This is a genomic window from Streptomyces sp. NPDC127177 (genome assembly GCF_042672475.1).
Lineage (GTDB): Bacteria > Actinomycetota > Actinomycetes > Streptomycetales > Streptomycetaceae > Streptomyces.
On sequence record NZ_JBHXUW010000063.1, the window covers coordinates 1 to 25692 of the forward strand.

At 71.2% G+C, this 25692-nt stretch carries 25 protein-coding genes; 12 read left to right on the forward strand and 13 right to left on the reverse strand.

All coding sequences use genetic code 11. The features are described from left to right. Positions 1-144 precede the first annotated feature (144 nt). Complete coding sequence (locus ACFVJX_RS29790; protein ID WP_384123138.1) at positions 145-858, reverse strand: RDD family protein; 714 nt, start codon at positions 856-858, stop codon at positions 145-147. A 228-nt stretch (positions 859-1086) separates the two neighbouring features. Between ACFVJX_RS29790 and ACFVJX_RS29795 the strand changes: the two genes are divergently transcribed. From ACFVJX_RS29795 to ACFVJX_RS29810, 4 genes are all read left to right on the forward strand, one after another. Further along, a complete protein-coding gene (locus ACFVJX_RS29795; protein WP_384123136.1) occupies positions 1087-1953 on the forward strand; it encodes a bifunctional methylenetetrahydrofolate dehydrogenase/methenyltetrahydrofolate cyclohydrolase in 867 nt (288 codons plus the stop codon). Positions 1954-1973: 20 nt separating this feature from the next. Then, entirely contained in the window at positions 1974-2792 is an 819-nt protein-coding gene (locus ACFVJX_RS29800; RefSeq protein WP_384123134.1) for a DUF3017 domain-containing protein, read from the forward strand. A gap of 504 nt (positions 2793-3296) precedes the next feature. Then, the gene (locus ACFVJX_RS29805) at positions 3297-4496 is read left to right on the forward strand and encodes a helix-turn-helix domain-containing protein (protein WP_384123132.1); all 1200 of its coding nucleotides are present in this window, start codon (positions 3297-3299) and stop codon (positions 4494-4496) included. 207 nt (positions 4497-4703) lie between these two features. Next, on the forward strand, positions 4704-5693 hold the full coding sequence (locus tag ACFVJX_RS29810) for a malate dehydrogenase (protein ID WP_384123130.1): 990 nt from the start codon (positions 4704-4706) through the stop codon (positions 5691-5693). A 91-nt stretch (positions 5694-5784) separates the two neighbouring features. Here the strand turns inward: ACFVJX_RS29810 and ACFVJX_RS29815 are convergent, their stop codons facing one another. Next, positions 5785-6513 (reverse strand): isocitrate lyase/phosphoenolpyruvate mutase family protein, encoded by a 729-nt coding sequence (locus tag ACFVJX_RS29815; protein WP_384123128.1) that lies wholly within the window; start codon positions 6511-6513, stop codon positions 5785-5787. A 70-nt stretch (positions 6514-6583) separates the two neighbouring features. Next, a complete protein-coding gene (locus tag ACFVJX_RS29820; protein WP_384123126.1) occupies positions 6584-7096 on the reverse strand; it encodes a carboxymuconolactone decarboxylase family protein in 513 nt (170 codons plus the stop codon). 47 nt (positions 7097-7143) lie between these two features. Here ACFVJX_RS29820 and ACFVJX_RS29825 point away from each other — a divergent pair, with 47 nt between their 5' ends. Beyond that, positions 7144-8547, forward strand: coding sequence for a PLP-dependent aminotransferase family protein (locus ACFVJX_RS29825; RefSeq protein WP_384123124.1), 1404 nt, complete (start codon positions 7144-7146; stop codon positions 8545-8547). Between the two features lie 122 nt (positions 8548-8669). On the opposite strand, the gene ACFVJX_RS29830 is transcribed toward ACFVJX_RS29825, so the two are convergent. Together ACFVJX_RS29830 and rocD are read right to left on the reverse strand one after the other, a co-directional pair. Then, a complete protein-coding gene (locus ACFVJX_RS29830) occupies positions 8670-9524 on the reverse strand; it encodes a hypothetical protein (RefSeq protein ID WP_384123386.1) in 855 nt (284 codons plus the stop codon). 47 nt (positions 9525-9571) lie between these two features. Then, positions 9572-10777 carry an ornithine--oxo-acid transaminase gene (gene rocD, locus ACFVJX_RS29835; protein ID WP_384123122.1) on the reverse strand — a complete coding sequence of 402 codons (1206 nt, stop codon included), beginning with the start codon at positions 10775-10777 and terminating at the stop codon, positions 9572-9574. A gap of 407 nt (positions 10778-11184) precedes the next feature. Here rocD and trpS point away from each other — a divergent pair, with 407 nt between their 5' ends. Together trpS and ACFVJX_RS29845 are read left to right on the forward strand one after the other, a co-directional pair. Then, positions 11185-12198, forward strand: a complete 1014-nt coding sequence (gene trpS / locus ACFVJX_RS29840) for a tryptophan--tRNA ligase (protein ID WP_384123121.1) — start codon at positions 11185-11187, stop codon at positions 12196-12198. Between the two features lie 106 nt (positions 12199-12304). Continuing rightward, the gene (locus ACFVJX_RS29845) at positions 12305-12895 is read left to right on the forward strand and encodes a 2'-5' RNA ligase family protein (protein WP_384123119.1); all 591 of its coding nucleotides are present in this window, start codon (positions 12305-12307) and stop codon (positions 12893-12895) included. Between the two features lie 50 nt (positions 12896-12945). Here ACFVJX_RS29845 and ACFVJX_RS29850 read toward each other — a convergent pair whose 3' ends face one another. Then, a complete protein-coding gene (locus ACFVJX_RS29850; RefSeq protein ID WP_384123117.1) occupies positions 12946-13764 on the reverse strand; it encodes a decaprenylphospho-beta-D-erythro-pentofuranosid-2-ulose 2-reductase in 819 nt (272 codons plus the stop codon). Positions 13765-13828: 64 nt separating this feature from the next. Beyond that, complete coding sequence (locus ACFVJX_RS29855; RefSeq protein WP_384123115.1) at positions 13829-15187, reverse strand: FAD-binding protein; 1359 nt, start codon at positions 15185-15187, stop codon at positions 13829-13831. Positions 15188-15327: 140 nt separating this feature from the next. Between ACFVJX_RS29855 and ACFVJX_RS29860 the strand changes: the two genes are divergently transcribed. Next, the gene (locus ACFVJX_RS29860) at positions 15328-16347 is read left to right on the forward strand and encodes a YihY/virulence factor BrkB family protein (protein ID WP_384123113.1); all 1020 of its coding nucleotides are present in this window, start codon (positions 15328-15330) and stop codon (positions 16345-16347) included. On the opposite strand, the gene ACFVJX_RS29865 is transcribed toward ACFVJX_RS29860, so the two are convergent. Then, positions 16295-17557 (reverse strand): D-alanyl-D-alanine carboxypeptidase family protein, encoded by a 1263-nt coding sequence (locus tag ACFVJX_RS29865; protein WP_384123111.1) that lies wholly within the window; start codon positions 17555-17557, stop codon positions 16295-16297. The genes ACFVJX_RS29860 and ACFVJX_RS29865 overlap by 53 nt on opposite strands. 121 nt (positions 17558-17678) lie before the next feature. Here ACFVJX_RS29865 and ACFVJX_RS29870 point away from each other — a divergent pair, with 121 nt between their 5' ends. From ACFVJX_RS29870 to ACFVJX_RS29880, 3 genes are all read left to right on the forward strand, one after another. Then, entirely contained in the window at positions 17679-17924 is a 246-nt protein-coding gene (locus tag ACFVJX_RS29870; RefSeq protein ID WP_384123109.1) for an SCO4848 family membrane protein, read from the forward strand. 63 nt (positions 17925-17987) lie between these two features. Then, positions 17988-19322: a metallophosphoesterase gene (locus ACFVJX_RS29875; protein WP_384123107.1), complete on the forward strand. Its 1335-nt coding sequence runs from the start codon at positions 17988-17990 to the stop codon at positions 19320-19322. Between the two features lie 223 nt (positions 19323-19545). After that, positions 19546-21099: an ABC transporter substrate-binding protein gene (locus ACFVJX_RS29880; RefSeq protein WP_384123105.1), complete on the forward strand. Its 1554-nt coding sequence runs from the start codon at positions 19546-19548 to the stop codon at positions 21097-21099. Positions 21100-21181: 82 nt separating this feature from the next. Here ACFVJX_RS29880 and ACFVJX_RS29885 read toward each other — a convergent pair whose 3' ends face one another. From ACFVJX_RS29885 to ACFVJX_RS29900, 4 genes are all read right to left on the reverse strand, one after another. Continuing rightward, positions 21182-21904, reverse strand: a complete 723-nt coding sequence (locus tag ACFVJX_RS29885; RefSeq protein WP_384123104.1) for a TetR family transcriptional regulator — start codon at positions 21902-21904, stop codon at positions 21182-21184. Next, positions 21898-22365, reverse strand: coding sequence for a thiol-disulfide oxidoreductase DCC family protein (locus ACFVJX_RS29890; protein ID WP_384123102.1), 468 nt, complete (start codon positions 22363-22365; stop codon positions 21898-21900). Before ACFVJX_RS29890 ends, ACFVJX_RS29885 begins: the two co-directional genes overlap by 7 nt. 9 nt (positions 22366-22374) lie before the next feature. Then, entirely contained in the window at positions 22375-22806 is a 432-nt protein-coding gene (locus tag ACFVJX_RS29895; RefSeq protein ID WP_384123100.1) for a hypothetical protein, read from the reverse strand. Between the two features lie 67 nt (positions 22807-22873). After that, on the reverse strand, positions 22874-24100 hold the full coding sequence (locus ACFVJX_RS29900) for an MFS transporter (RefSeq protein WP_384123098.1): 1227 nt from the start codon (positions 24098-24100) through the stop codon (positions 22874-22876). An 87-nt stretch (positions 24101-24187) separates the two neighbouring features. On the opposite strand from ACFVJX_RS29900, the gene ACFVJX_RS29905 reads away from it, so the two are divergent. After that, the gene (locus tag ACFVJX_RS29905; RefSeq protein WP_384123096.1) at positions 24188-24697 is read left to right on the forward strand and encodes a MarR family winged helix-turn-helix transcriptional regulator; all 510 of its coding nucleotides are present in this window, start codon (positions 24188-24190) and stop codon (positions 24695-24697) included. A 78-nt stretch (positions 24698-24775) separates the two neighbouring features. Here ACFVJX_RS29905 and ACFVJX_RS29910 read toward each other — a convergent pair whose 3' ends face one another. After that, positions 24776-25597, reverse strand: a complete 822-nt coding sequence (locus ACFVJX_RS29910) for a hypothetical protein (protein WP_384123094.1) — start codon at positions 25595-25597, stop codon at positions 24776-24778. Positions 25598-25692 lie beyond the last annotated feature (95 nt).

Genomic DNA, 25692 nt, shown 5'->3' on the forward strand with positions numbered 1-25692 from the left:
TGGCCCGCAATCTGGGGGGGTTTTCTTATTACAAACCGGGCCCCCGCAAATTTCACCCACTGCCGCGGCCTACCCCAACGACCAGGGGGGCCCCCCCCCCACGGTGTGGGGCCCCCCCGGCCCTTCGTGCGTTGCTCCGCGGTGTTACTTCTTGATCACCAGGGTGTTCGCGGCCTTGTCGTGCCAGCCACGCAGCTGTCCGGTGTTGTCGAAGAACGGCGAGATCACGATCAGGATGTAGCCCAGGAAGCAGGTGATGTAGCCGAGGCCGATGGGGAAGCCCCAGCGGACCAGCGCCGGGCCGAAGGTCGGCTTCTGACCGGTCCGGGAGTTGACGATCCGCATGCCGAGGATCATCTTGCCGGGCGTGGAACCCATCGTGCTGACGAAGATGACGTCGTAGAAGATGAACGTCAGCGCCGAGACGAGCAGCGAGGCGAAGAGGGACCCCAGGGCCACTCCGGCGGACGCGCCGTTGTCGTCGTTCGTGCTGGTACCGGCGAACGCGGCGCCGAAGATGATCAGGTTGAGCACGATCACCACGATGTACGCGAAGATCATGTCGAGCAGTCGTGCGCCGAAGCGCGCACCGTAGGTTCCGACCTCCACCGTTCCCAGGCCGGGCACGTTCGCGTAGCCCTCGGGCGCGGGGCCTCCCGGCTGGCCCGGGTAGGGCGGAACCCCGCCGTAGGGAACCTGGCCCGGCTGCTGCGGGTAGCCGTAGCCCTGCGGCGGAACGCCCTGCGGGGCCTGCTGCGGGTAGCCGTAACCGGGCTGGCCCTGGGGCGGCTGCCCGTGCGGCGGCTGACCGGGCTGCTGGCCGTAGGGGTTGTTCGGATTCGGGTCGCCGAAGCTCATCTGGGGTGTTCCTCCAACGGGACGTACGGGGACGAATGCGGCCGCGCGGAGGAAGAAAACATCAGCGGTCCGCCCCCCGGGTACTTCTGCGGCACTGCGGCCTTCATCGTTATAAGCGGGAAGTAAGTTTGTCCACCCGCTGCGTAAGACGTTGTCCAAGTGCAACCTTGTGTCCACGGCCGGTGCCCGCAATTGGTCCGGGGTGGGGTCATCCGCGAGAATGCCCGCATGACTGCCCAGATTCTCGATGGCAAGGCCACCGCAGCCGCGATCAAGTCCGATCTCACCGTCCGCGTGGCGGCTCTCAAGGCCCGGGGTGTCACCCCCGGCCTGGGAACCCTGCTGGTGGGGGACGACCCGGGCAGCAGGTGGTACGTGAACGGCAAGCACCGTGACTGCGCGCAGGTCGGCATCGGCTCCATCCAGCGCGAACTCCCCGACACCGCGACCCAGGAGGAGATCGAGGACGTCGTACGGGAGCTCAACGCCGACCCCGAGTGCACGGGTTACATCGTGCAGCTGCCCCTCCCCAAGGGGATCGACACCAACCGCGTCCTGGAGCTGATGGATCCGGCCAAGGACGCAGACGGTCTGCACCCGATGAACCTCGGCCGGCTCGTGCTCAACGAGACGGGCCCGCTGCCCTGCACCCCGCAGGGTGTCGTGCAGCTGCTCCGCCACCACGGTGTGGAGATCAACGGGGCGGATGTCGTGGTCGTCGGACGCGGTGTCACCATCGGCCGCTCGATCCCGCTGCTGCTGACCCGTAAGTCCGAGAACGCCACGGTCACCCAGTGTCACACCGGTACCCGTGACCTCTCCGCCCACCTCCGGCAGGCCGACATCATCGTCGCCGCCGCCGGTGTGCCGCACATCGTCAAGCCCGAGGACGTGAAGCCGGGCGCGGCCGTGCTCGACGTCGGTGTCAGCCGGGACGAGAACGGCAAGATCGTCGGAGACGTCCACCCGGGCGTGGCCGAGGTGGCCGCCTGGATCTCGCCCAACCCGGGTGGTGTCGGCCCGATGACCCGCGCCCAGTTGCTCGTCAACGTGGTCGAGGCGGCCGAGCGCGACTCCGCTCCGTCCGCAGGCTGATCAGAACCGGAAGGAACCCCATGGGTGCTGGTACGAGTCCGGCCGACCGGGCTGCCGCCGCCGCTGCGGACGGTCCGGCCGCCGAACAGGCCGACGGCGCGGCCGGGCCCCCGGCCGACGGTGGTGCCGACGCCTCGGCCGGCCGTGCTGCGGACGCCCCCGACGGACCGGACGGCAATGAGTCGGCGACCGGACCGGAGGACGGGGCACCGGCCGGTTCGGATGACGGTGCGTCTGCGGAGTCGGGCGAGGGCGCGTCTGTGAAGTCGGGTGAGGGTGCGTCGGGCGAGGGTGCGTCGGACGAGGGTGCGTCTGCGGAGTCGGGTGACGGCGCGCCGGATGACGGTGCGTCCGGCGACCGCGTGTCCGCGGAGTCGGATGACGGTCCGGATGCCCGCCGCACCGGCAGCCATCCGGCACCCGGTTCCGCCCCGGCGCCCGCGGCTGGGCGGTCGCGGACGGAGCTCACCCGGGACACCGCGCGCCCCGAGGGCGGCGGCCGGGCGGCCGGCGGGGACGCTCCCGCGCCCGCCCGTCAGTGGCCGTTGCTCGCGGTGCTCTGCACGGCCGGGATCGGCCTGCTGATCGTGGCCTCCGACCCCTTCGAGGAGGCCTTCAGGATCGGCACGATACTGATCGGCGTGGCCCTCGTGGGAGGTGCGGTGCTCCGCGTCGTGGTCCCCTCGGTGGGCATGCTCGCGGTGCGTTCCCGCTTCACCGACCTGGTGACGTACGGACTGCTGGGCGTCCTCATCATCATGCTCTCGCTGATGGCGCAGCCCAAGCCGTGGCTGGACATCCCGTTCCTGGAGAACGCGGTCCACTTCACCATCCGCTGACCCGCGCGGCCGCTCGGCCGCGGACGGTGCCCGTCCCCTCCCCCGAGGAGGGACGGACACCGGGGACAGGGCACGCCGGAGCGAAAAGCTCCGGAATACGGCGACTTGAGCGGCCTTGCCCTGTCCTGGTTCCAGCCTTGTGGTCGGCGCACGTCTGTTCAAGGGATGACTGTGGCCTGTGGCACGGAAGTGACCATTCCGCCACGGTGTGATCGTCAGGCAACGGTGGCAGACTGGCCGGGCAGACGGCCGACAGCAGACAGGGCGAGGCGGACCCGGACAGGGCGAGGCGCGGGCGCGCGAGGGTGCGGGCCGCTCGCCCGAGTGCAACCGTGCGCTCCCTCGCCAGGAACTGGCAGTCTGCGTTCGCGCATCTACCTGAGTAGTCCGGAACGGAAGACCACCGCTTCCGGACAGGGGGCAGGGCGGCGTGCGATGTCCCGGGCGTACGGGGCAGCGGAAGCCGATACGGAGTGACGTGGGAACGGGAAATAGGGGGAAGTAATGCCTCGCTGGAAGGCACTGCCGGAGGATCTCGACCCACAGGTACGGGAGTTCGCGGGACAGCTCCGCAGACTCGTCGACCGCAGCGGCCTGAGTATCGCCGCGGTGGCCGACCGCACGGGATACAGCAAGACCTCGTGGGAGCGGTATCTGAACGGGCGGCTGCTCGCCCCCAGGGGTGCGATCGTCGCGCTCGCCGAGGCGACGGGCACCAATCAGGTGCACCTCAACACCATGTGGGAGCTGGCGGAACGGGCCTGGAGCCGTGCCGAGATGCGCCACGACATGACGATGGAAGCCATCCGGATAACCCAGGCGCGGGCGGCGCTCGGTGAGACCGGGCAGCCCGCGCGCGGACACGGCAGGAGCCGTCCACCGGGCGGTGTCGGCACGGCCGACGGCGGGGCGCACGTGGCGCCGGGCGAGAGTGACGGGGACCGCTCGGCGTCCGTACCGTTCCAGCGCGGCAGCGTCCCGCGGGTGCCGCAGCAGCCCTGGACCCGGCCGGAACCGGCGACGGGCAGGGACCCGCGCCTGCCCGTGGAGGCCCACCGCGGTTATCCCGGCGTTCCGGGCTCGCCGCCCGCGGCGGACGCCCATGAAGACTTTCCCGGTGCTCCCGGTGCTCCCGGTGCTCCCGGTGCTCCCTATGGCCCCGGGCAGCCGTCGGCGCGGCGTGACAGCGGCCGGGGCCCGGCCGGTGGCCGCCGCAAACCGTTCGTGATCGCCGCGGCCGCGGTGGGCGTCCTGCTGGTGGTGACCGGCGTGGTGCTGTTGACCGGGCCGGGCGACAACCCGGACGCCGACAAGGCAGCCGCCCCCTCCCCGTCGCCGACGACCAGTGCGCCGAAGCTGCCGGCCGGCGTCGGCTGCAACGGCGCCGACTGCTCCGGACAGGACCCGGAGGAGATGGGCTGCGGCGGCGACTACGTTCGTACGGTCTCCAGCGCCACCGTCGGCGGCAGCCTCGTCGAGGTGCGCTACAGCAGGACCTGCGCCTCGGCGTGGGCCCGGATCAGCAAGGCGGGCGCGGGCGACACCATACGGATCAGCGCGGGCGGTGCGGGGCAGGACGGCACGGTGTCCGGATCCGCGGACACGTACACCCCGATGGTCGCCGTCAAGCGGATCGCCGACGTCAAGGCGTGCGCCACGCTCTCGACCGGGGCGCAGGGGTGCACCGCCGAAGCATCAGGCTGAGCGCGCCGTCGAGGTGAGCGCGCGCCGCCGGTGCGAGCGGGGTGAGCGGTGAGTGACCGGTTGTGTGCGGTGCCACAGGGGGCCGGGCGGCCACGGGGTTCCGGGTCGGATAGCCTGACCGACGGATATCTCTTCACATCAAGATTCAGGGATGTCCCGCACCAGGGGCCAGGAGCCCCCACCGCCAGCTGTCTAACGGAGATCGCCATGACCCGCACTCCCGTGAATGTCACCGTGACCGGCGCAGCCGGCCAGATCGGCTACGCGCTGCTCTTCCGCATCGCCTCCGGCCACCTGCTCGGCCCGGACGTGCCGGTCAACCTGCGTCTCCTGGAGATCCCGCAGGGGCTGAAGGCCGCCGAGGGCACCGCGATGGAGCTCGACGACTGCGCCTTCCCGCTGCTGCGCAACATCGAGATCACCGACGACGCGAACGTCGGCTTCGCCGGCGCCAACGTCGCCCTGCTCGTCGGCGCCCGCCCGCGCACCAAGGGCATGGAGCGCGGCGACCTGCTCTCCGCCAACGGCGGCATCTTCAAGCCGCAGGGCAAGGCGATCAACGACAACGCCGCGGACGACATCAAGGTCCTCGTCGTCGGCAACCCGGCCAACACCAACGCGCTCATCGCGCAGGCCGCCGCCCCGGACGTACCGGCCGAGCGCTTCACCGCGATGACCCGCCTCGACCACAACCGCGCGATCTCGCAGCTGGCCGCCAAGACCGGTGCCGCCGTCTCCGACATCAAGAAGCTGACGATCTGGGGCAACCACTCGGCCACCCAGTACCCGGACATCTTCCACGCGGAGGTCGCCGGCAAGAACGCCGCCGAGCTCGTCAACGACGAGGCATGGCTGGCCGACAACTTCATCCCGACCGTCGCCAAGCGCGGCGCCGCGATCATCGAGGCCCGTGGCGCCTCCTCGGCCGCCTCCGCCGCGAACGCCGCCATCGACCACGTGCACACCTGGGTCAACGGCACCGCCGCGGGCGACTGGACCTCGATGGGTATTCCGTCGGACGGCTCCTACGGCGTCCCCGAGGGCATCATCTCGTCCTTCCCGGTCACCACCGAGAACGGCACGTACAAGATCGTCCAGGGCCTGGACATCAACGAGTTCTCCCGTGCGCGCATCGACGCGTCGGTGAAGGAGCTCACCGAGGAGCGCGACGCGGTCCGCGAGCTCGGCCTCATCTGATCCACCCACCCGTTCACGGGTACGCCTACGCCCCCGGCAGCAGTCGCTGCCGGGGGCGTTCGCGTTTCCGCCGTGGACCGGGGGAGGGCGGTCAGTCCGCCCGCAGGTCGTCGGCGATCTGGCGGAGGGCCGCCATGGCCCGGTGCTGGAGCCCGGGACCGAAGGTGATCCGGGTGGCTCCCAGCTCGCCGAGCCGGCGCGGGCCGGGGCCGTCCGGCCGGGCAAGCGCGTTGAGGGGTACGGGCACGGCGGCGGCCAGGCGGGGGAGCGCCTCGGGCGGGGCGAGGATCGGGTAGACGCAGTCCGCGCCCGCCGCCGCGTACAGCAGCGCGCGGCGTACGGTCTCCGCCTCCTGGTCCGTGCCGTCCGGGACGCCGCGCACATAGGTGTCGACGCGGGCGTTGACGAAGAGCCGGTCCCCGGCGACGGCCCGTACCTCCGCCAGCCGGTCCGCCTGCCACCGCGCATCCATCAGGACCCCGTCCACCGAGTCCTCCAGGTTGCAGCCGACGGCCCCGGTGGCCAGCAGCCGCTCCACCAGCTCCTTCGGTGCCAGCCCGTACCCCGCCTCGATGTCGGCCGACACGGGTACGGGAACGGCTCGGGCGATCCTGGCGACCGCCGCGAACATCTCGGCGGCGGGCGTCGCCCCGTCCGCGTGCCCCAGCGCCGCGGCGACCCCCGCGCTCGGGGTGGCGAGGGCCGGGAATCCGGCGTCGGCGAGGACACGGGCGCTCGCGGCGTCCCAAGGGCCGGGGAGGACCAGGGGATCACCGGGGGTGCGGCCGTGGTGCAGCGCGCGGAGGTCGGACGCGGTCATCTCAGTGGCTCCTGGGTGGCGGGAGGGCGGGATGCGGGCGGTGCGGGGACGGCGAACGGGCGCGGGCCGATCAGCCCCGGTGCTCGCCGGGGGTGTAGTGGCCCGGGACCATGCGGGTGGTCACGGCGAACCGGTTCCAGGCGTTGATCGTGATGATCGCGGCGATGAGGCGGGTGAGTTCGGCCTCGTCGAAGTGCTTGGCGGCCTTCGCGTACACCTCGTCCGGCACGAAACCGTCGGTCAGGACGGTCACCGCCTCGGTCAGCTCGATCGCCGCGATCTCCTTCGGCGTGTAGAAGTGCTGCGACTCCTCCCAGGCGCTGAGCTGCACGATCCGCTGGATGGACTCACCCGCCGCGAGCGCGTCCTTGGTGTGCATGTCGAGGCAGAACGCGCAGTGGTTGAGCTGTGAGGACCTGATCTTCACCAGCTCGGCCACGACCGGGTCGAGGCCCTTGCGGGACGAGGCCTCCAGCTGGGCCATGGCCTTGTAGACATCGGGGGCGTGCTCGCTCCACTGGATGCGGGGCGTGTGCTCGGTCGTGTACTCGGACGTTGCGTGGCTGTGCTGGTTCGTGGTCATGCATACGACGCTACGCGCGTGATGGCGCAGCGGTATGGTCCATTTTCATGACGGATCCCTGGGCCACTTTCGGTGCTGACCTGCACATCGACCCGACCGGCACCGCCGGGCTGCGGGCCGGGCTGATGGACGCCCTGCGCGAGGCGGCCCGGACGGGGCGGCTGGCCCCGGGAACCCGGCTGCCGTCGTCCCGCACACTCGCGGCCGACCTCGGCGTCGCCCGCAACACCGTCGCCGACGCCTACGCGGAACTGGTCGCCGAGGGCTGGCTCACCGCCCGTCAGGGCTCCGGCACCCGGGTGGCGCAACGGGCCGAACCGCGCCGGGGGGCCACCAGGGCGCCACGCTCCCGGCCGCCCCGCAGCAGACCGGCGTACAGCCTGATGCCCGGCTCGCCCGACCTGGCGACGTTCCCGCGCGCGGAATGGCTCAAGGCGGCCCGGCGCGCCCTCACCAAGGCGCCCAACGACGCCTTCGGCTACGGCGATCCACGCGGACGCATCGAGCTGCGCACGGTGCTCGCCGAATATCTGGCCCGGGCCCGCGGGGTGTACGCCGACCCCGAACGCATCGTGCTCTGTGCCGGCTTCGTCCACGGCCTGATGCTGATGGGGAAGGTGCTTCGGGAGCGGCGGGTACGGGAGGTGGCCGTCGAGTCCTACGGACTGGACGTGCACACGAGGCTGCTCGCCGAGGCCGGTCTGCGCATCCCCTGTCTGCCGCTCGACGAACTCGGCTCCCGGACCGGCGAACTGCCCGGGATGCGGGGCGCGGGCGCGGTGCTGCTGACACCCGCGCACCAGTTCCCGACCGGGGTGCCGCTCCACCCCGACCGGCGGGCCGCCGCGGTCGACTGGGCGCGGAGCACCGGCGGTCTGATACTGGAGGACGACTACGACGGGGAGTTCCGCTACGACCGCCAGCCGGTCGGTGCGCTCCAGGGGCTGGACCCCGAACACGTCGTGTATCTGGGCACGGCCAGCAAGTCCCTGGCGCCGGGGCTGCGGCTGGGCTGGATGGTGGTCCCGCGGGAGATGGTGGCCGAGGTGACCGCGGCCAAGGGGGTGAGCGACTGGGCGTCCAGCGCACTGGACCAGCTGACCCTCGCCGAGTTCATCGCATCCGGCGCGTACGACCGGCATGTGCGCTCCATGCGGCTGCGCTACCGCAACCGCCGCGACGAGCTCGTCGAGGCCCTGGCGGAACGAGCCCCGTCCATCCGGGTCAGCGGTATCGCCGCCGGGCTGCACGCGGTGCTCGAACTCCCGGAGGGCGGCGAGGCGGCGGTGACCCGCGCCGCGGCCTGGCAGGGGCTAGCGGTCGAGGGGCTCTCCTTCTTCCGCCACCCGGAGGCCGAGGTGACCCGGGAGGCCCTGGTCATCGGCTACGGAACCCCGACGGACAGCGCTTGGGCGGGCACGCTCGACGCACTGTGCCGAGTCCTGTCCTGAACCAGCCGGGCGTCCCATCCGGGGCCGTGGGCCTCAGCGTCCGCCCGGCGGCCCCACCGCGTGCGTGCCCGGGACCTCAGCGCGTGCGTGCCCGGGACCTCAGCGCGTGCGTGCCCGGGACCTCAGCGCGCGCCCGGGACCGCCGGTTCGGGGGTCTGAGCCGGGGCCTCGCCGAACCGGGCCAGGGCCAGCGCGCCCGCCACGGCCACCGCGAATCCGGTGATCGCCAGCCAGCCGAGCCCCTCGCGGGTGCGGTCCCCGAGCCAGACGACGCCCACCAGCGCGGGCCCGATCGTCTCGCCCAGGACCATCCCGGCGGTGGCCGTCGTCACCGAGCCGCGTTGCAGCGCCGATGTGAGGAGCAGGAAGGCCGAACCGCCACCCACCAGCAGCGCGTACACGGCAGGGTTGGCCACCAGCGCGGACGGTGACACATCGTCGATCAGCCGGACGGCGACCTCCACCACCCCGAATCCGCATCCCGCACCGAGCCCCAGCACCAGGGCACGCGCCCGCTCGGGCAGCCGACCGGCCACCGTGCCGATCAGCAGGATGGCGAGGGCGATCCCGAGCATCGACCAGCGCAGCGCGTCCGATCCGGCCCGATGACCCTCCCCGCCGGAGGCCAGCCCCAGCATGCCGAGCCCGGCGCAGACGACGGCGACGGCCGTCCACTCGGTGGCGCTCAGCCGCACCTGGAGGAGGCGGGCGGCGACGACGGCCGTCACGGCGAGGCTCGCCGCCAGCGCCGCCCCGACCGCGTAGATGGGCAGGGAGCGCAGGGCGATGATCTGCAGGACGAAGCCGAGGCCGTCGAGTCCGAGCCCGGCGACGTAACGCCACTGCCGCACGGCCCGCAGCAGCAGCGCCGGATCGACCCCCGCACCGGCCCCCGGCTCGGCCGCGGCCCGCGCGGCGACGGCCTGAAGAACGGAGGCCGTACCGAAGCAGACCGCGGAACCGAGCGCACAGATCATCCCCAAGAGCACACCGCGGACTCTACTGGGGTGCGCCCCGGCGGGTGTCAGCCGCGCAGCACCTCACGGAGCTGTTCCAGGCCCCAGTCCAGGTCCTCCTTGCTGATCACCAGCGGTGGGGCGATGCGGATCGTCGAACCATGGGTGTCCTTCACCAGCACCCGGCGATCCATCAGCCTCTCGGAGATCTCCCGGCCCGTGCCGTGTCCGGGCTCGATGTCGACGCCCGCCCACAGCCCGCGCCCCCGCACCCTCTCCACCGCACCGCCACCGACCAGCAGCCCCAGCTCCTGATGGAGATGGTCGCCCAACTCCGTCGCCCTCTGCTGGAACTCGCCGGTCCGCAGCATCGCGATGACCTCCAGCGCTACCGCGCAGGCCAGCGGATTCCCGCCGAACGTCGAACCGTGCTCACCGGGCCGGTACACCCCCAGCACGGCGGCCGACGACACCACCGCCGACACCGGCACCACCCCGCCGCCCAGGGCCTTGCCGAGGACGTACATGTCCGGCACGACACCCTCGTGCTCACAGGCGAAGGTCTTCCCGGTCCGGCCCAGGCCCGACTGGATCTCGTCCGCGATGAACAGCACGTTCAGCTCGCTGGTCAGCTCCCTGACCCCGGCGAGGTAGCCGGGCGGCGGCACCAGGACCCCCGCCTCGCCCTGGATCGGCTCCAGCAGCACCGCCACGGTGTTCTCGGTCATCGCCGCACGCAGCGCGGTCAGATCCCCGTACGGCACGATCTCGAACCCCGGTGTGTACGGGCCGAAGTCCGCGCGGGCCTCCTGGTCCGTGGAGAAGCTGATGACGGTCGTCGTCCGGCCGTGGAAGTTGTTGGCGGCGACAATGATCTTCGCCATTCCGTCCGGGACGCCCTTGACCCGGTAGCCCCACTTCCGGGCGGTCTTCACCGCCGTCTCCACTGCCTCCGCCCCGGTGTTCATGGGCAGCACCATCTCCATGCCGCACAACTCGGCGAGCTGCGTACAGAACTCGGCGAACCTGTCGTGGTGGAAAGCCCGCGAGGTGAGTGTCACCCGCTCCAGCTGAGACCTGGCCGCGTCGATCAGACGCCGGTTGCCGTGGCCGAAGTTGAGTGCCGAGTAGCCGGCGAGCATGTCGAGGTATCGCCGTCCCTCGACATCGGTCATCCAGGCGCCGTCAGCCGAGGCGACGACGACGGGCAGCGGATGGTAGTTGTGCGCGCTGTGCGCCTCGGCGGAGGCGATGGCGGTTTCCGTGGTCGACACGGGATCTCCGTTCGTCGTGCGGCGTGGGCATGGGTGGTGCCCACTTTGTATCGTCGGTCGGATCTCGCACGAGGAAACCTCGGTTCCCGGCGCGCCCCGCGTTTTTCCCTGTGGCTTCCCCGCGCCCGACCGCCGTTTCGGAGGTCGAGAAGACCCCACGGCCGCCCGGACCGGTCAGACTCTCCGGCTCTCCGTACCGCGTGTCCACGACGGCGAGCGCCGTCGTCGTCCCCGTCCCGGGAGGGGTGACGAGGACCTCCTCGCCCTGCCGTCTCCGGCGCCGCTGTCGGTGCCGCCGCCGCTGCTCCGCCGGCCCGGCCGCCGCCGGATCCGCCGTGTCCCGGGTCCTCACACCTTTCCCGCACCGGCTGCCCGAGATCGGTTCCGCACCTGAGACAATGACTTCCATGGCCTCTGAACGTCCCCGTGTGCTTTCCGGAATCCAGCCCACCGCAGGCTCGTTCCACCTCGGCAACTACCTCGGCGCGGTCCGCCAGTGGGTGGCCCTGCAGGACTCCCACGACGCCTTCTACATGGTCGTCGACCTGCACGCGATCACCGTCCCGCAGGACCCGGCGGAACTGCGCGCCAACACCCGGCTCGCCGTCGCCCAGCTGCTCGCGGCCGGACTCGACCCGGAACGCTGCACGCTCTTCGTCCAGAGCCATGTCCCCGAGCACGCCCAGCTCGGCTGGGTCATGAACTGCCTGGCCGGATTCGGTGAGGCGTCCCGGATGACGCAGTTCAAGGACAAGTCCGCCAAGCAGGGAGCCGACCGCACCACCGTCGGGCTCTTCACCTACCCGATGCTGATGGTCGCCGACATCCTGCTCTACCAGGCCGACCAGGTCCCGGTGGGCGAGGACCAGCGCCAGCACCTGGAGCTGACCCGGAACCTCGCCGAGCGGTTCAACGGCACCTACGGCGACACCTTCACCGTGCCGGACCCGTACATCCTCAAGGAGACGGCCAAGATCTACGACCTCCAGGACCCGTCGGCGAAGATGAGCAAGTCGGCGGCCACCCCGAAGGGCCTGATCAACCTCCTCGACGAGCCGAAGACCACCGCCAAGAAGGTGAAGAGCGCGGTCACCGACACGGACACGGTGATCCGCTTCGACCGGGCGGAGAAGCCGGGCGTCAGCAATCTGCTGACCATCTACTCCACCCTCACGGGCACCTCAGTCCCGGATCTGGAGCAGAAGTACGAGGGCAAGGGTTACGGTGCGTTGAAGACCGATCTCGCCGAGGTGATGGTCGAGTTCGTCACACCGTTCCGGACCCGCACCCAGGAATATCTCGACGACACCGAGACGCTGGACTCCATCCTGGCCAAGGGCGCGGAGAAGGCGCGGGCCGTGGCCGCCGAGACCCTGGCTCGCACCTATGACCGAATGGGCCTTCTGCCCGCGAAGCACTGAGTCCAAGGACCCTGGCGGTACACCCCGCACAGGCGGCACACTGGCGGCGTGAAGCTTGTGTCCTGCAGTGGCTGAAAACAGACCATCGAAGATTGAGGAGAACGACGTGGGGACCGTAACGCTCGGCGTTTCGATCGCGGTCCCGGAGCCCTACGGCAGCCTGCTCCAGCAGCGGCGCGCGAGCTTCGGGGACCCTGCCGCACATGGCATTCCCACCCACGTCACCCTCCTGCCGCCGACCGAGGCGGAGGCGGCCACCCTGCCCGCGATCGAGGCGCATCTCGCCGGGATCGCGACCGGCGGCCGCCCCTTCCCGATGCGGCTCTCCGGCACGGGCACCTTCCGTCCGCTCTCACCGGTCGTCTTCGTCCAGGTCGTCGAGGGCGCCTCGGCCTGCTCCTGGCTGCAGAAGCGGATCCGGGACGCCTCCGGCCCGCTGGTGCGTGAGCTCCAGTTCCCGTACCACCCGCACGTCACCGTGGCGCACGGCATCAGCGAAGAGGCGATGGACCGGGCGTACGCCGAGCTCGGCGACTACGAGGCGTCCTGGACCTGCGGTTCCTTCGCGTTGTACGAGCAGGGCCCGGACAGCGTCTGGCGCAAGATCAACGAGTTCCCGTTCGGCGCGGGCGGCGGAGCCCCCGCCCTGCCCGCGCAGAGCGGCAGCTCCGTGGACGCGCCCTCGTTCCACCCCTGAGGCCCTGAGGCCCTGAGGAACCGGCCCGGCCCCGGGCGCGGCCCCGTTCCTCAGACCGGCAGGCGCCTGAACAGCGGCCGCGGTACGTGCCGCAGCGCCGACATCACCGCCCGCAGCGCCCCCGGCACCCACACCGTCTCCGAACGCCGCCGCAGACCCGTCACGATCGCGGCCGCGACCGCGTCGGGCGTGGTCACGAGCGGTGTCCGGGTGAACGGGATCGTCGCGAGCGGTGCCCCGGCCGACGTGTCCGCCCGTCCATCCGTCCCGGCACCGGCCCCCGCCGCACCCGCCGGCCGGACGAGACCGGGGCGGACGACCATCACATGCACACCCGTACCGTGCAGCGCGTCCCCGAGCCCTTGGGCGAACGCGTCGAGGCCGGCCTTGCTCGACCCGTAGATGAAGTCCGCGCGCCGGGCGCGCTCTCCGGCCACCGATGACAGCACCACCAGCGAGCCGTGCCCCTGCGCCTGGAGTGCGCCCGCGCACACCAGCCCGGCCGAGACGGCCCCCGTGTAGTTGGTCTGTGCGACCCGGACCGCCGAGAGGGGCTCCTCCTCGTCGCGCTCCTGGTCGCCGGGGATGCCGAAAGCGAGGAGAACCATGTCGATGTCGCCCTCGGTGAAGATCTTGCCGAGGGTGGTCTCGTGGGAGTCGGTGTCCAGGGCGTCGAAGTCGACGGTACGGACGTAGGCCCCGCGCCTGCGCAGCTCGGACGCGGCCGACTCCAGCGCGGGGGAGGGCCGGCCGGCCAGGCAGACCGTACGGGTACGGCAGGCGATCAGGCGGCGTGCGGTGGCGAGCCCGATCTCCGATGTGCCGCCGAGGATGAGCAAGGACTGCGGGGCACCGAAGGCATCCTTCACGGAAACGCTCCTTACAGAAGGCGGAAGTCAGGGGGAGGAAGACGAGCAACAACCGAGGCGGCGGTCAGATCGACAGCCGGCGCGAGAGGTCCGAACGGAACGCCCCGTTCGGGTCCAGCTCGGCCCGCAGCGCCCGGAACTCGCCCAGCCGCGGGTACATCGCTGCCAGCGCTTCCGGACGCAGCCGGGAGTCGTTCGTCAGCGCGACCCGGCCACCGGCGGCCGCCACCTCCTCGTCCAGGCCGTCGAGGAATCGGGCCAGACCGGGCAGGGCGGCCGGCAGGTCCAGGGACAGCGTCCAGCCGGGCACCGGGAACGACAGCCAGCCGGGATCGCCCACGCCGAGCCGTCCGAGCGAGGCGAGGAACGAAGGGCAGCGCCGCTGCGAGATCTGCCGGACGATCCGGTGCAGCGTCTCCTCCTGGCCGTGGCCGACGGCGAACTCGTAGTGCACGAAGCCGCCGCGGCCACGGATCCGGTTCCAGTGCGGTACGGCGTCCAGCGGGTGGAAGAAGGCGGGGATCTGCTGGAGCTCACCGGTGCGGGACCGGGGCGCCCGGCGGTACCGGAGCTCGGCCAGGGCGGTCGCGGAGGCTCGGCCGAACAGCCCGCCCGGGAGGAGTTCCGGAACGAGGGAGCGGGGGGCGGGCAGCGGAGCAGCGCGCAAGGAGAGTGGTCTGCGCCGGGCGTGCGCCGGGAGCGCATCCAGGGGTGCGTGCTCCCCCCGGGTCAGCACGGCCCGGCCCGTCGCCCTGCCGCGTGCGGTCAGATCGACCCAGGCGGACGCGTAGCGGTGGCGACTGCCCGTGGTGAGCCGGGCCATCAGGTCGTCGAGGTCGGCGGCCCGTTCCGTGTCGACCGACATCAGCGACGTCGCGACGGGGTGCATCCGGAGCGTGACCGCGAGGATCACCCCGGTCAGGCCCATGCCGCCCGCCGTCGCGTCGAAGAGCGGGGAGCCGGGACGGACCGTACGGACCTCGCCGTCGGCGGTGAGCAGTTCGAACTCCGTGACGTGGCGGGAGAAGGTCCCCGCCACGCGGTGGTTGTGGCCGTGCACGTCGGAGCCGATCGCGCCGCCCACCGTGATGTACCGGCTGCCGGGCGTCACCGGCACGAACCAGCCGAGCGGGAGCAGCACCTCCAGCAGCCGGTGCAGGCTCACACCCGCGTCGCACACCACGACACCGGCCCCGGCGTCGAAGGCACGGATCCGGTCCAGCGCAGACATGTCGAGGACGGAACCCCCGGCGTTCTGTGCCGCGTCGCCGTGCGCCCGGCCCAGTCCGCGGGCGATCGATCCGCGGGGCCCGCCGCCGCGCACGGTCGCCGCCGCCTCCTCGTGACTACGGGGGCGGAAGCGCAGCGCGGTCGTCGGGGCGGTACGGCCCCAGCCGGTCAGGGACACGGTGTCGACAGACATGAGGGTGACCGTATCGCCCGAGAAAACACCTTTGAGGGATTTGTTACAGCACTCACCGAAATGGGTGATTGAAAGGGTGTCATCTCCTACGCGGTGCACCGGACACCGGTTTTCGGTGGCAGGGAGGGTAGTCGTACGTCATGGACTGGCTGAAAAAACTCCCTGTCATCGGGCCGCTCGTCTCCCGGCTGATGGAGACGCACGCCTGGCGCAGTTACGAAACGCTGGTACGGGTCCACTGGGCGAGGCTCGCCGCGGCGATCACGTTCCTCAGCTTCCTGGCGCTCTTCCCGCTGATCGCGGTCGCCGCCGCGATCGGTGCGGCGCTGCTCTCCGACAAGCAGCTGGACAAGATCGAGGACAAGGTCGCCGAGCAGGTGCCCGGCATCTCCGACCAGCTGGGCATCGACAACCTGGTGGCACACGCGGGCACGGTCGGGCTGGTGGCCGGTGCGCTGCTGCTCTTCACCGGTATCGGCTGGGTCGGTTCGATGCGGGACTGTCTGCGGGCGGTCTGGGAGATGGACGACCTGGACGAGGGCAATCCGGTCATCCGCAAGCTCAAGGACGCCGGGGTGCTGTTCGGCCTGGGCGGGGCGGCCCTGGTGACCCTGGCGATCTCCTCGGTCGGCTCGGTCGCCGTCGGCTGGGTGGCGGACCTGCTCAACATTCCGGAGAACGGCGCGGGCGGCGTGCTGCTGCGGATCGCCGCCCTGCTGGTCGGGGTGGCCGCCGACTTCCTGCTGCTGCTCTACCTGCTGACCCTGCTGCCCGGCGTGGAGCCGCCGCGGCGCCGGCTGGTGGTGGCCTCACTCGTCGGCGCGGTCGGCTTCGAGCTGCTCAAGCTGCTGCTCGGCAGCTATATGAGGGGCGTCGCGTCGAAGAGCATGTACGGCGCGTTCGGAGTGCCGATCGCCCTGCTGCTGTGGATCAACTTCACCGCGAAGCTGCTGCTGTTCTGCGCCGCGTGGACGGCGACGAGGAGTAAGGACGCCGAGGAGCCCCGGCCCGTCGACGCATCCCGGTCCGCCGACGAATCCCGGTCCGTCGAGGACGGCACGGCCGGAGACGGCCGGGCCCGGGGCGCGGGGGCCCCGGGCGGCCGGGTCAGCGGCGAGGAAGGCGGCGCACCAGGTCCGGCAGCGGCCAGCGCCGGTTGACCAGGAAGGCGGCCCCGGCAAGCAGTACCAGCACCCCGCCGGCGATGCCGAGTGCGATCCCGACTCCGCCGGAGCCGCTCGCGGCGGCGGCCTTCGTGGTCCGCGCCGCCCCCTGCTTGTCCTTGCCCGCGGTCGGTCCGTCGGCCTCGGCGCCCTTGCCCGTGCCGTCGCCGGTCTCGGCGGACTTCGGGGGGACCAGCTCGCCCACCGGCGTCACCTTGCCGGCGGCGCTGAAGCCCCAGTCGAGCAGGCTCGCCGCTTCGTCGTACACGGCGTTCGACTCGTCGGACGACGGGTTCATGACGGTGACGAGCAGCACCTTGCCGTTGCGCTCGGCGACACTGGTGAGGGTGTTGCCCGCGTGCGTCGTATAGCCGTTCTTGACGCCCGCGATGCCCTTGTACGGGGTCACGCCGCTGGCCCCGGTGAGCAGCCGGTCGGTGTTCTGGATGCCGAAGCTCTCGCGCTTCTTGCCCTTCTCCTTCTTGCCCGGGAACTCGGCCGTGGCGGTCGAGCAGTACTCGCGGAAGTCCGCGTTCTGCAGCCCGCTGCGGGCGAACAGCGTGAGGTCGTAGGCGCTGGAGACCTGTTCGGGGGCGTCATAGCCGTCGGGCGACACGACATGGGTGTCCAGGGCCTGGAGCTCCTCGGCGTGCGACTGCATGTCGCGGACGGTCTTGGGGACACCGCCGTACATCGAGGCCAGCACGTGCACCGCGTCGTTGCCCGAGCGCAGGAAGACCCCGAGCCACAGGTCGTGGACCGTGTAGGTGAGGTCCTCCTTGACGCCGACCAGGCTGCTGCCCTCGCCCATGCCGGCGAGGTCCTCGTCCTTCACCGTGTACTCGCGGGTCTTCGGCTGGACGGCCGGCGCCGGCAGCACGGTGTCCGCGAAGAGCATCTTCAGCGTGGAGGCGGGGGGCAGCCGCCAGTGCGGGTTGTGGGAGGCGAGCACCTCACCGCTCTCGGCGTCCGAGACCATCCAGGACCTGCCCGTCAGGCCCTTGGGCAGGACCGGGGCGCCGGGGCCGAGATTGACCTGGGTGCCGGACCGGCCCAGCTGTTCGCCACCGACCTGCGACATGCCGGAGGGTGGCTTCGGCACACCGTCCGAGGTGTCCTTGGGGACCGCCGAGGCCGGGCTGACGGCAAAAGTGGACAGCAAAGCGGCAGAGGTGACCGCCAGTGCGGTCTTCTTGAGAGCTGACACGGTCGAAAACGTACATGCAGTTGATGTGAAAATAGGCACCGACGGTATGACCCGCCGTGCGTACCGCCAGGACAGCCCACCCCGGGCGAGGCGAGGCGGGCGAGGCGGAGATACTGGGTCCATGAAGCTCAGCCGCCCCGTCTCCTGGTTCCTGCTCGCATTCGGGGTGTGGAGCTGGTTCATCTGGATCACTTTCGTCAAGAACCTGTGGAAGGACGGCAGCGGTCTCGCCTTCGACGACGCCGGAGACCCTACTGCGTACTTCTGGGTGCATCTGCTGCTCGCCATCACGTCCTTTCTTCTGGGGACGGCGGTTGGCGTGATCGGGTTCCGTGGCGTCAGGGCATTGCGCGGCCGGGCCTCGTAACGACGCGGCACCTCGTACGGACCGGATACGGACAAAAAGGGCAGGGCGGTACACGTGGCGGTCATGGGATTCGCTCTGCTGGGACTCGTGGTGCTCGCACTGCTCGTCGCCGTGCACCGCTATGTGTGGCGCCGCCTCGTCGGTGACACGACGGCGGCGGGCAGCCCGCTGCGCCGGGCGGGCACGGTCGCGGCGTACGTCCTGCCGCTGCTGAGCGTCGGCGCCCTGGTCTCGGGCCGTACGGGCGTGCCCTTCTGGCTCCAGCGGGTGCTGGCCTGGCCGGGCTATCTCTGGCTCGCCGCGCTGCTGTATCTGACGCTGGCCCTGCTGGCCGGCGAGGCGCTACGGCCACTGCTGCGCAGGCTGCTCGCGCGCCGGGCGGCGGCGTCGGGGCCCGAAGAGGCACCCGAGGTGGCGCAGGCGCAGACGCCCGAGGCGGAACCGGCCGGAACCGTCGCCGGCGGCCCGGCGCGGGCAACGCAGCCCGGCCCGGCCGGAACCGTCACCGCCGAGGCCTCCGGACCGGGCACCGGGACGGCCCTCGCGCCCGCCGCTCCGCCCGCCGTCGAGGGGCCGTCGCGCCGGCTCTTCGTCGCCCGTGCCGTCGGCGGAGCCGCCGCCGTCGCCGGGCTCGGCACGGTCGGCTACGGCACCTACGGGGTGCTGCGCGGACCGAGGGTCAAGCACGTCACCATCCCGCTCGCCCGGCTGCCGCGCTCCGCGCACGGCTTCCGGATCGCCGTCGTCAGCGATATCCACCTCGGGCCGATCCTGGGACGGTCACACACCCAGCGCGTCGTCGACACGGTCAACCGGACCCAGCCCGATCTGATCGCCGTCGTCGGCGACTTGGTCGACGGATCGGTCGCCGATCTCGGCCCGGCCGCCGAGCCGCTCGCGCGACTGCGCTCCAGGCACGGCTCCTTCTTTGTCACCGGCAACCACGAGTACTACTCCGGTGCGGCCCAATGGGTGGATCATGTAAGGGAATTGGGTCTGCACCCGCTGGAGAATGCCCGAGTGGAGATCGACGGCTTCGATCTGGCCGGGGTGAATGACATCGGTGGTGAGGCCGAAGGGCAGGGTCCCGACTTCGGCCGCGCCCTCGGTGACCGGGACCGGTCGCGCGCCGCCGTCCTCATGGCCCATCAGCCCGTACTCATCGACGAGGCCGTCGCGCACGGCGTGGACCTGCAGCTCTCCGGCCACACGCACGGCGGCCAGCTCTGGCCGGGCAACTACATCGCGGAGCTCTCCAACCCCACGGTCGCCGGGCTCGAACGCTACGGCGACACCCAGCTCTACGTCACCCGGGGCGCGGGTGCCTGGGGCCCGCCCGTGCGGGTCGGCGCCCCCTCGGACGTCACCGTCGTCGAACTCGCCTCCAAGCAGGCCTGAGTACTGGCCCGTAGATCCCGTAGCCGGGCGAATTCGGTGACCGGTGACCAACCCTCTGTATTCGGCTATCCCGCCCAAGGTTTCAAGTAGCGAACAAAAGGCTATGAGCCTCTGATTTCCTCTTCCAGATGTGAAAATCGTGTGATTGGGTGAGCTTGAACGTGCGGTGATCTGCGTATCTGAGCGCGACACCGAGGTGGGGCTGTTAAGGGAGAGCACGGCAATGCGGTCGATCCGACTACGGATTCTCGCGATTCTCGCGGTTTTGGTCATCGCAGGCGTCGGCGCCTGGCAGCTGATCCCCTCGGACGGGGAGAAGAAGGATCCGGTCCTGGTCGGCACGACCGACGAGGTGACCTCGCTCGACCCGGCGGGCGCCTACGACGCCGGCTCCTGGGCCATGTACAGCAACGTCTACCAGTCCCTCATGACGTTCAAGTCCGGGGCGATCGTGCCCGAGCCGGACGCGGCCGAGAGCTGCGGCTTCATCGGCGGGAAGCTCCAGACGTACCAGTGCAAGCTCCGTGACGACCTGACGTTCTCCAACGGACGGAAGGTCACCGCCGAGGACGTCAAGTACTCCTTCGAGCGCATGCTCCGGATCAAGACGGACGTCGGTCCTTCGGTGCTTTTCCCCAGCCTCAAGAACGTGGTCACCGAGGGCCGGACGATCACCTTCAACCTCTCCTCGCGCGATGCGACCTTCCCGCAGAAGCTCGCCACCGGGGCCGGCTCGATCGTCGACCACGAGGCCTACTCGGAGAACAAGCTGCGGGACGACGGCCAGGTCAGCGGCTCCGGTCCGTACGTGCTCAAGTCCTACGAGCCGGGCGTCAGCGCCGAACTGGTGCCGAACACCAAGTACAAGGGCGCGCTGAAGAAGACCGGCGGTCCGGTCACCGTGCGCTACTACAAGGAGTCGAGCGAACTCCTGGCCGCCTGGAAGTCGGGCCAGGTCGATGTCACGCACCGTCAGCTCCCGCCGTCCACGCTCGCGGAGCTGAACCCCGGTGACTCCGACCAGCGCATCACCGAGGCGGACAGCGCCGAGATCCGCAACCTCGTCTTCAACGTCCGTAACGGATCCCCGCTCCACGACAAGCGGGTCCGGCAGGCCATCGCGGCGATCATCGACCGCGCGCCGCTGGTGACCGATGTCTACAAGGGCACCGTCGAACCGCTCTACTCGCTGATCCCGCAGGGCTACATCGGGCACAGCACCCCGTTCTTCGACGCGTACCCGGCGCCCGACCCCAAGCGCGCCAAGGAGTTGATGCAGGAGGCGGGCGTGCAGCTGCCGCTGCACATCACCTTCGCCTACCGCGCCGACGACGCCTACACCAAGGAGACGGCGGAGATCCGGCGTCAGCTGGAGGCGGACGGGCTGTTCAAGGTCACGGTGAAGGCCGTGGAGTGGAAGGCGTTCCAGAAGGGTTACGCCGCCGGTGACTACGACGCGTACACCGTCGGCTGGCTTCCCGACTACCCGGACCCCGACACCTTCAGCCAGCCGCTCGTCGGCCGCGACACCAGCCTCCACAACGGCTACAGCAGCAAGAAGATGGACCGGTTGATCAGCTCCACGCTGGAGTTCAGCGACCGCAGCCGCACCTCGGCCGACTTCAAGGAACTCCAGAAGCTCGTCGGCGACGACGTGCCGCTCGTACCCCTGTGGCAGAAGAAGGACTACGTCGTCGCCAAGCCCGACGTCGCCGGTTCGCAGTACCTCTCGGACGGCACCGGCATCTGGCGCCTGTGGGAACTCGGCTGGATCTGACCGACCCGCACAACCGCACCGAGCGGCCGCCCCCGCACCGGGGGGCGGCCGCTCGGTCGTTCGCGCCGTCAGCGGGCCGCGGTCAGCGGGGTCCGCCCGCGGCCCGGCCCGCCGCTCCGGGCAGGAACTCCTCCAGCACCTCGTGGACCTGGCGCACCAGTGGCCGCAGTATCCGGAACCGGGACAGGGCGATCGCCCGCGCGATGATCGGCGCGGTGCGCTCGACGAGACGGCGGCTGCGTTCGGCGTCGTCCGTCCGGTCGTAGACCCAGTAGAGGACCAGCCCCATCTGGTTCAGCCACATCAGCTGCGGCAGCAGCTCGGCCAGCTCGGGGTCGACCTTGGTGCCGGAGCCCGCCAGGCAGCGCTCGTGTACGGAGATCGCCGCCTCGCGCGCGGCGAAGGAGTCCTTGGAGAACGGGCTGAGCGGGCTCTCCGGGTCGGCGGCGTTCTTGAAGAACTGGGCCGCGAAGCGGTGGTACGGCTCCGCCACGTCCAGCCAGCTGAGCAGGACCCCGCGGATGCGTACCGCGAGGTCCTTGTCGCCGGCCAGAACCGGCCGGACCGCCGCCTCGTGCTCGGCGGCGATCCGGTCGTAGAAGCCCTGGACGAGGTGCTCCTTGGACGAGAAGTAGTAGTACGCGTTCCCTACGGAGACCCCGGCCTCCTGGGCGATGGCCCGCATCGTCGTCTTGTCGTAGCCGCGTTCCTGGAAGAGCCGGAGCGCGGTCTCGAGGATGAGTGTGCGGGTCTGCTCGCTCTTGGGAGCCTTGACTTCCTTCACGTCCTTCTCTTCCTTCACCACGGTCCCGAGGGTATCCGGGATACCTGGAGGGCGGGCTCCGGGCCCTCTGCCGCGCAGGAGCCGTTCCCGTCCGCCCGGCAGGGCGCGGCGGTCAGGGAGCGGTACTTCGCGGCGGCGAGGACGGTCGCCCTGGCGAACGGCCGGCCGGCCGGGGTGCTCAGCCAGTGGGCCTTCGGCCGGTGCTCGGCCAGTGCCCAGAGGCAGACGATCCACGCGGAGGTCGAGCGGTAGATCTGCCCGCCGTCACCGATCACCGTGATCTCCTCCAGCGTCTGCGCGTGGTCGAGACCCGGGAAGCGGCGCTGTGCCTCCGCGGAGGCTGCCGGGACGAGGTCGAGCGGGACCAGCTGACGCTGCCTCATCAGCCACTGCCGCAGATGGACGCAGAGCGAGCACTGTGCGTCGTAGAGCACGGTGAGCCGCTCGACGGCCGGCTGCCGCCCATCGGTCCGGGACCGCACGGCCGGCCCTCACGCCTTGGTGGCGGGCGCGGTCCACGGCCCGGTGCCCGGCGGCATCCAGCCCTGCGGCGGCACGGGCGGGGTCTGCTCACGCTCCATCAGGCCCCGGCGGCGGATCTTGTTGAGCACATAGACGTTGCCCAGGTGCATGATGCCGAGGACGAGCAGTACGACGCCGACCTTGACCGAGAGCGCGTCGAAGAGCCCGCGGGCGTCGGCGACCTCGTCGGAGTTCTTCAGATAGAGCGTCACGAACCCGAGGTTGACCAGGTAGAAGCCGACCACCAGCAGGTGGTTGACGGCGTCGGCGAGCTTCTCGTTCCCGTGCAGCACGTCGGCGAGGAACACCTTGCCGTTGCGGCTGAGCGTGCGGGCCACCCAGACCGTGAGTGCCACGCTGATGAGCAGGTAGATGACGTACGCGACAACAGTGAGGTCCATGCCCCACCCTCCCTTGAACGCGTTCAAATGCTGTTGTCATGGACTGTAGACCTGCATTTGAACATGTTCAAGCCGGTGCTTCGGTGGTGCGCGTCACCTTGTCGGAGGGCGCCCGGAGACGCCGTACGCCCGGTACCGCGGCGGTGGCCAGGCAGGCCGCGCCGACGGCCACCCCGGCCGCCGCGAGCGGGACTTCGGCGCCCCAGGCCGAGGCCGCCGGCGGGGCGAGGGCGTAACCGAGCGGCATCGCGCCGAGGGAGAGCAGCCAGTCGTACGAGGTCACCCGGGCCAGCGCGTGTGCGGGCACGGCGGACTGGACCGCGGTCTCCCAGACGGGGTTGAGGTAGCCGAGTCCGGCCTGCGAGATCCCGTACGCGCAGATGGTCGCCGCGACCGGCGCGTGCGCGGCCAGCAGGCAGAGCGGCAGCGCATACAGGGCGAGGCCCATGTTGGCGATCAGGACCGGGCGCCGCGGCCGGGCCCGGCCCGCCAGCAGGGAGCCGAGCAGGAGTCCGACCGCACCGGTCTGGAGAAAGGCGATCCAGGTGCCCCTGCCTCCGGGTTCGTGCAGGAAGAGGGCCGGTCCCACCGTCATCAGGACGGCTGCCGCGCCGTTCCAGACGGCGTGGGCGATCAGGCTCGTCCAGTACCAGTCGCGGCCCCGGACCTCGCCCCAGCCCTCCCTGAGGTCGCTGAGCACGGAGCTGCGCGCCACGCTGACGTGCCGCACGTCGATCGCGGACAGCAGTGCCGCGCTCACCGCGAAGCTGGCGCCGTCCAGCACGAACGCCCAGCCGGGTCCGGCGGTGAGGACCAGCGCCCCGGCGACGGCGGGGCCGCCGATCCGGGTCGCGCTGTTGACCACCGCCATCAGGGAGTTGGCGCGCAGCAGTCCGGACTCCGCCACCGTGCCGCGGATCAGCGGGGAGACGGTCGGCATGGCGAAGGCCCCGGCGGCACCGCCGAGCGCCTCGGCCACGGCGATCTGCCACAGGGCCGGCGAACCGGAGAGCAGTTCGGCGCCGACGAAGAGCTGGCTGGCACACCGCACGAGGTCGGTGGTGAGTGCGACCGTACGGGCGTTGAAGCGGTCTCCGGCCACGCCGCCGAGCGGCAGCAGCAGCAGTTTGGGCACCATCGCGCAGGCGAGGACGAGGGCGAGCGCGCCGGTCGAGCCCGTGGCCAGGTAGACGGCGAGGGTGAGGGCCGCCGGGATCGCGGCGTCGCCGAGCATCGAGAGGCTGCGGCCTATGAAGAGCAGACGGAAGGAACGGGTGCGTAAGGGATGGGACATGGCGCAGAATATATTTCGCTTCCGAACTATTCGTCAACGAAATATTGTGCTCTGAAGGGAAGTCGGGGTCCGGCGTAGGCTTGGGCCATGGAGCCACGGGACTGGACCGACGGACATGTGGAGCGGTGGATGCCGGTCCTTCCGGAACTCGACCCGGACGTCGAGGGCGCGGTGACCCGGATGAAGAAGCTCTCCGTCCATCTGCGACGGGTGCGTGAGCAGTCGCTGGTCGATTTCGACCTGGACCGCCAGGAGTTCGACACCCTGCACAAGCTGGCCGGCCGCGGGGGCAAGGCGGCCCCGTCCGATCTGGCCGCCGATCTCGATCTGGCGCCCGCCTCCGTCACCGGCCGACTGGACGCGCTGGAGCGCCGCGGGTTCGTCCGGCGCACTCCCTCGACCACCGACCGGCGGCGCGTGGACGTGGAGTTGACCGACGCGGGGCGCTCGACCTGGATCGGCGCGATGGATTTCCTCGGCAATGAGGAGGACCGGCTGCTCGGCGTCCTCGACAAGGACGAACGCAGGCTGCTCAACGCCATGCTGCGGCGTGTCATGGTGGTCGCCGAGGACCGGGGCGGCGCGGCCTGGGACTGACGGCGGTCCGGGAAGCCCCCGAAGCCCGCCCCTCCCGGCCGTCCGGAAACCCCTGAGCGGCCCCGCCGCACGTCGAGTTCAGCCGCGTTCCTCCCGGACCTCCTCGGAGTCCTTGCGGTCCCCGGACGGCTGCGCTCCTTCGGCCGCGTGCCGCAGCAGCTCGGCGCGGAGTTCGTCCGGTCCGAGGGCCAGCAGTTCGCCGAGCGCCTCGTCCCATCCCTCGGCGGCCCGCTCCACCCCGGTCCGGAAGCCCCGCCGCAGCGGCCCGCCGGCCAGCAGCAGGACGACCGCGGCGACCGGCCGCAGCAGCCACCTGCCGCGCAGCGTCACGGCGACCTCCACCCGCCACCAGCCGTCATCGGCCCGCCGCGGCCGCAGGTACAGCCGGGCCTCGCCCAGCCGGTGCTTCACCCGTGCGGTCGCCGGGGCGCGCGCCACCGGAGGGGCCCCGGGCGCGAGGTCCGCCGCCGTCCACCACGCGCCGAGATCGATCCGTGCCTTCCCCGATCCGCTGTACATCGCGCCCGAGCCCTGTATCCGCCCCTCGGCCTCCAGCAGCCGCGGCCGGTCCGGGCAGGCCAGACGCGCCGTCAGCCGGGCGTTCACGTCCGGCGAGCCCAGCAGCTGTTCCACGGCGATCGCGCCGCCGCGCCGCCACTCGCGTATACGCAGCGACACCTTGTCCGTGGCGCCGGCCTCCGCGAGCTCGTACCGCGCACCGGCCCGCAGATGACGTCCGCCGGTCAGCCGGACGTCCGCCACCGGCTGCCCGTCCGGCATGACGATCACCTCACCGCGGGCCCGGGTGGACTCGGCGACGTCGCAGAACAGGGTGGTGAGCTCGGCCAGCCGACCCGGTTCCAGGGCACGGACGGTGACGGCGTGCCGGAGAACGGCCATGGCCGGGCCTCCCTCGGTGTCGGGCCCCGGGACCACACCGAGGGCGTACCCGACCGTACCGCCGGGGCGCCCCCGCAGAGCCGAGAGGCCCCGCC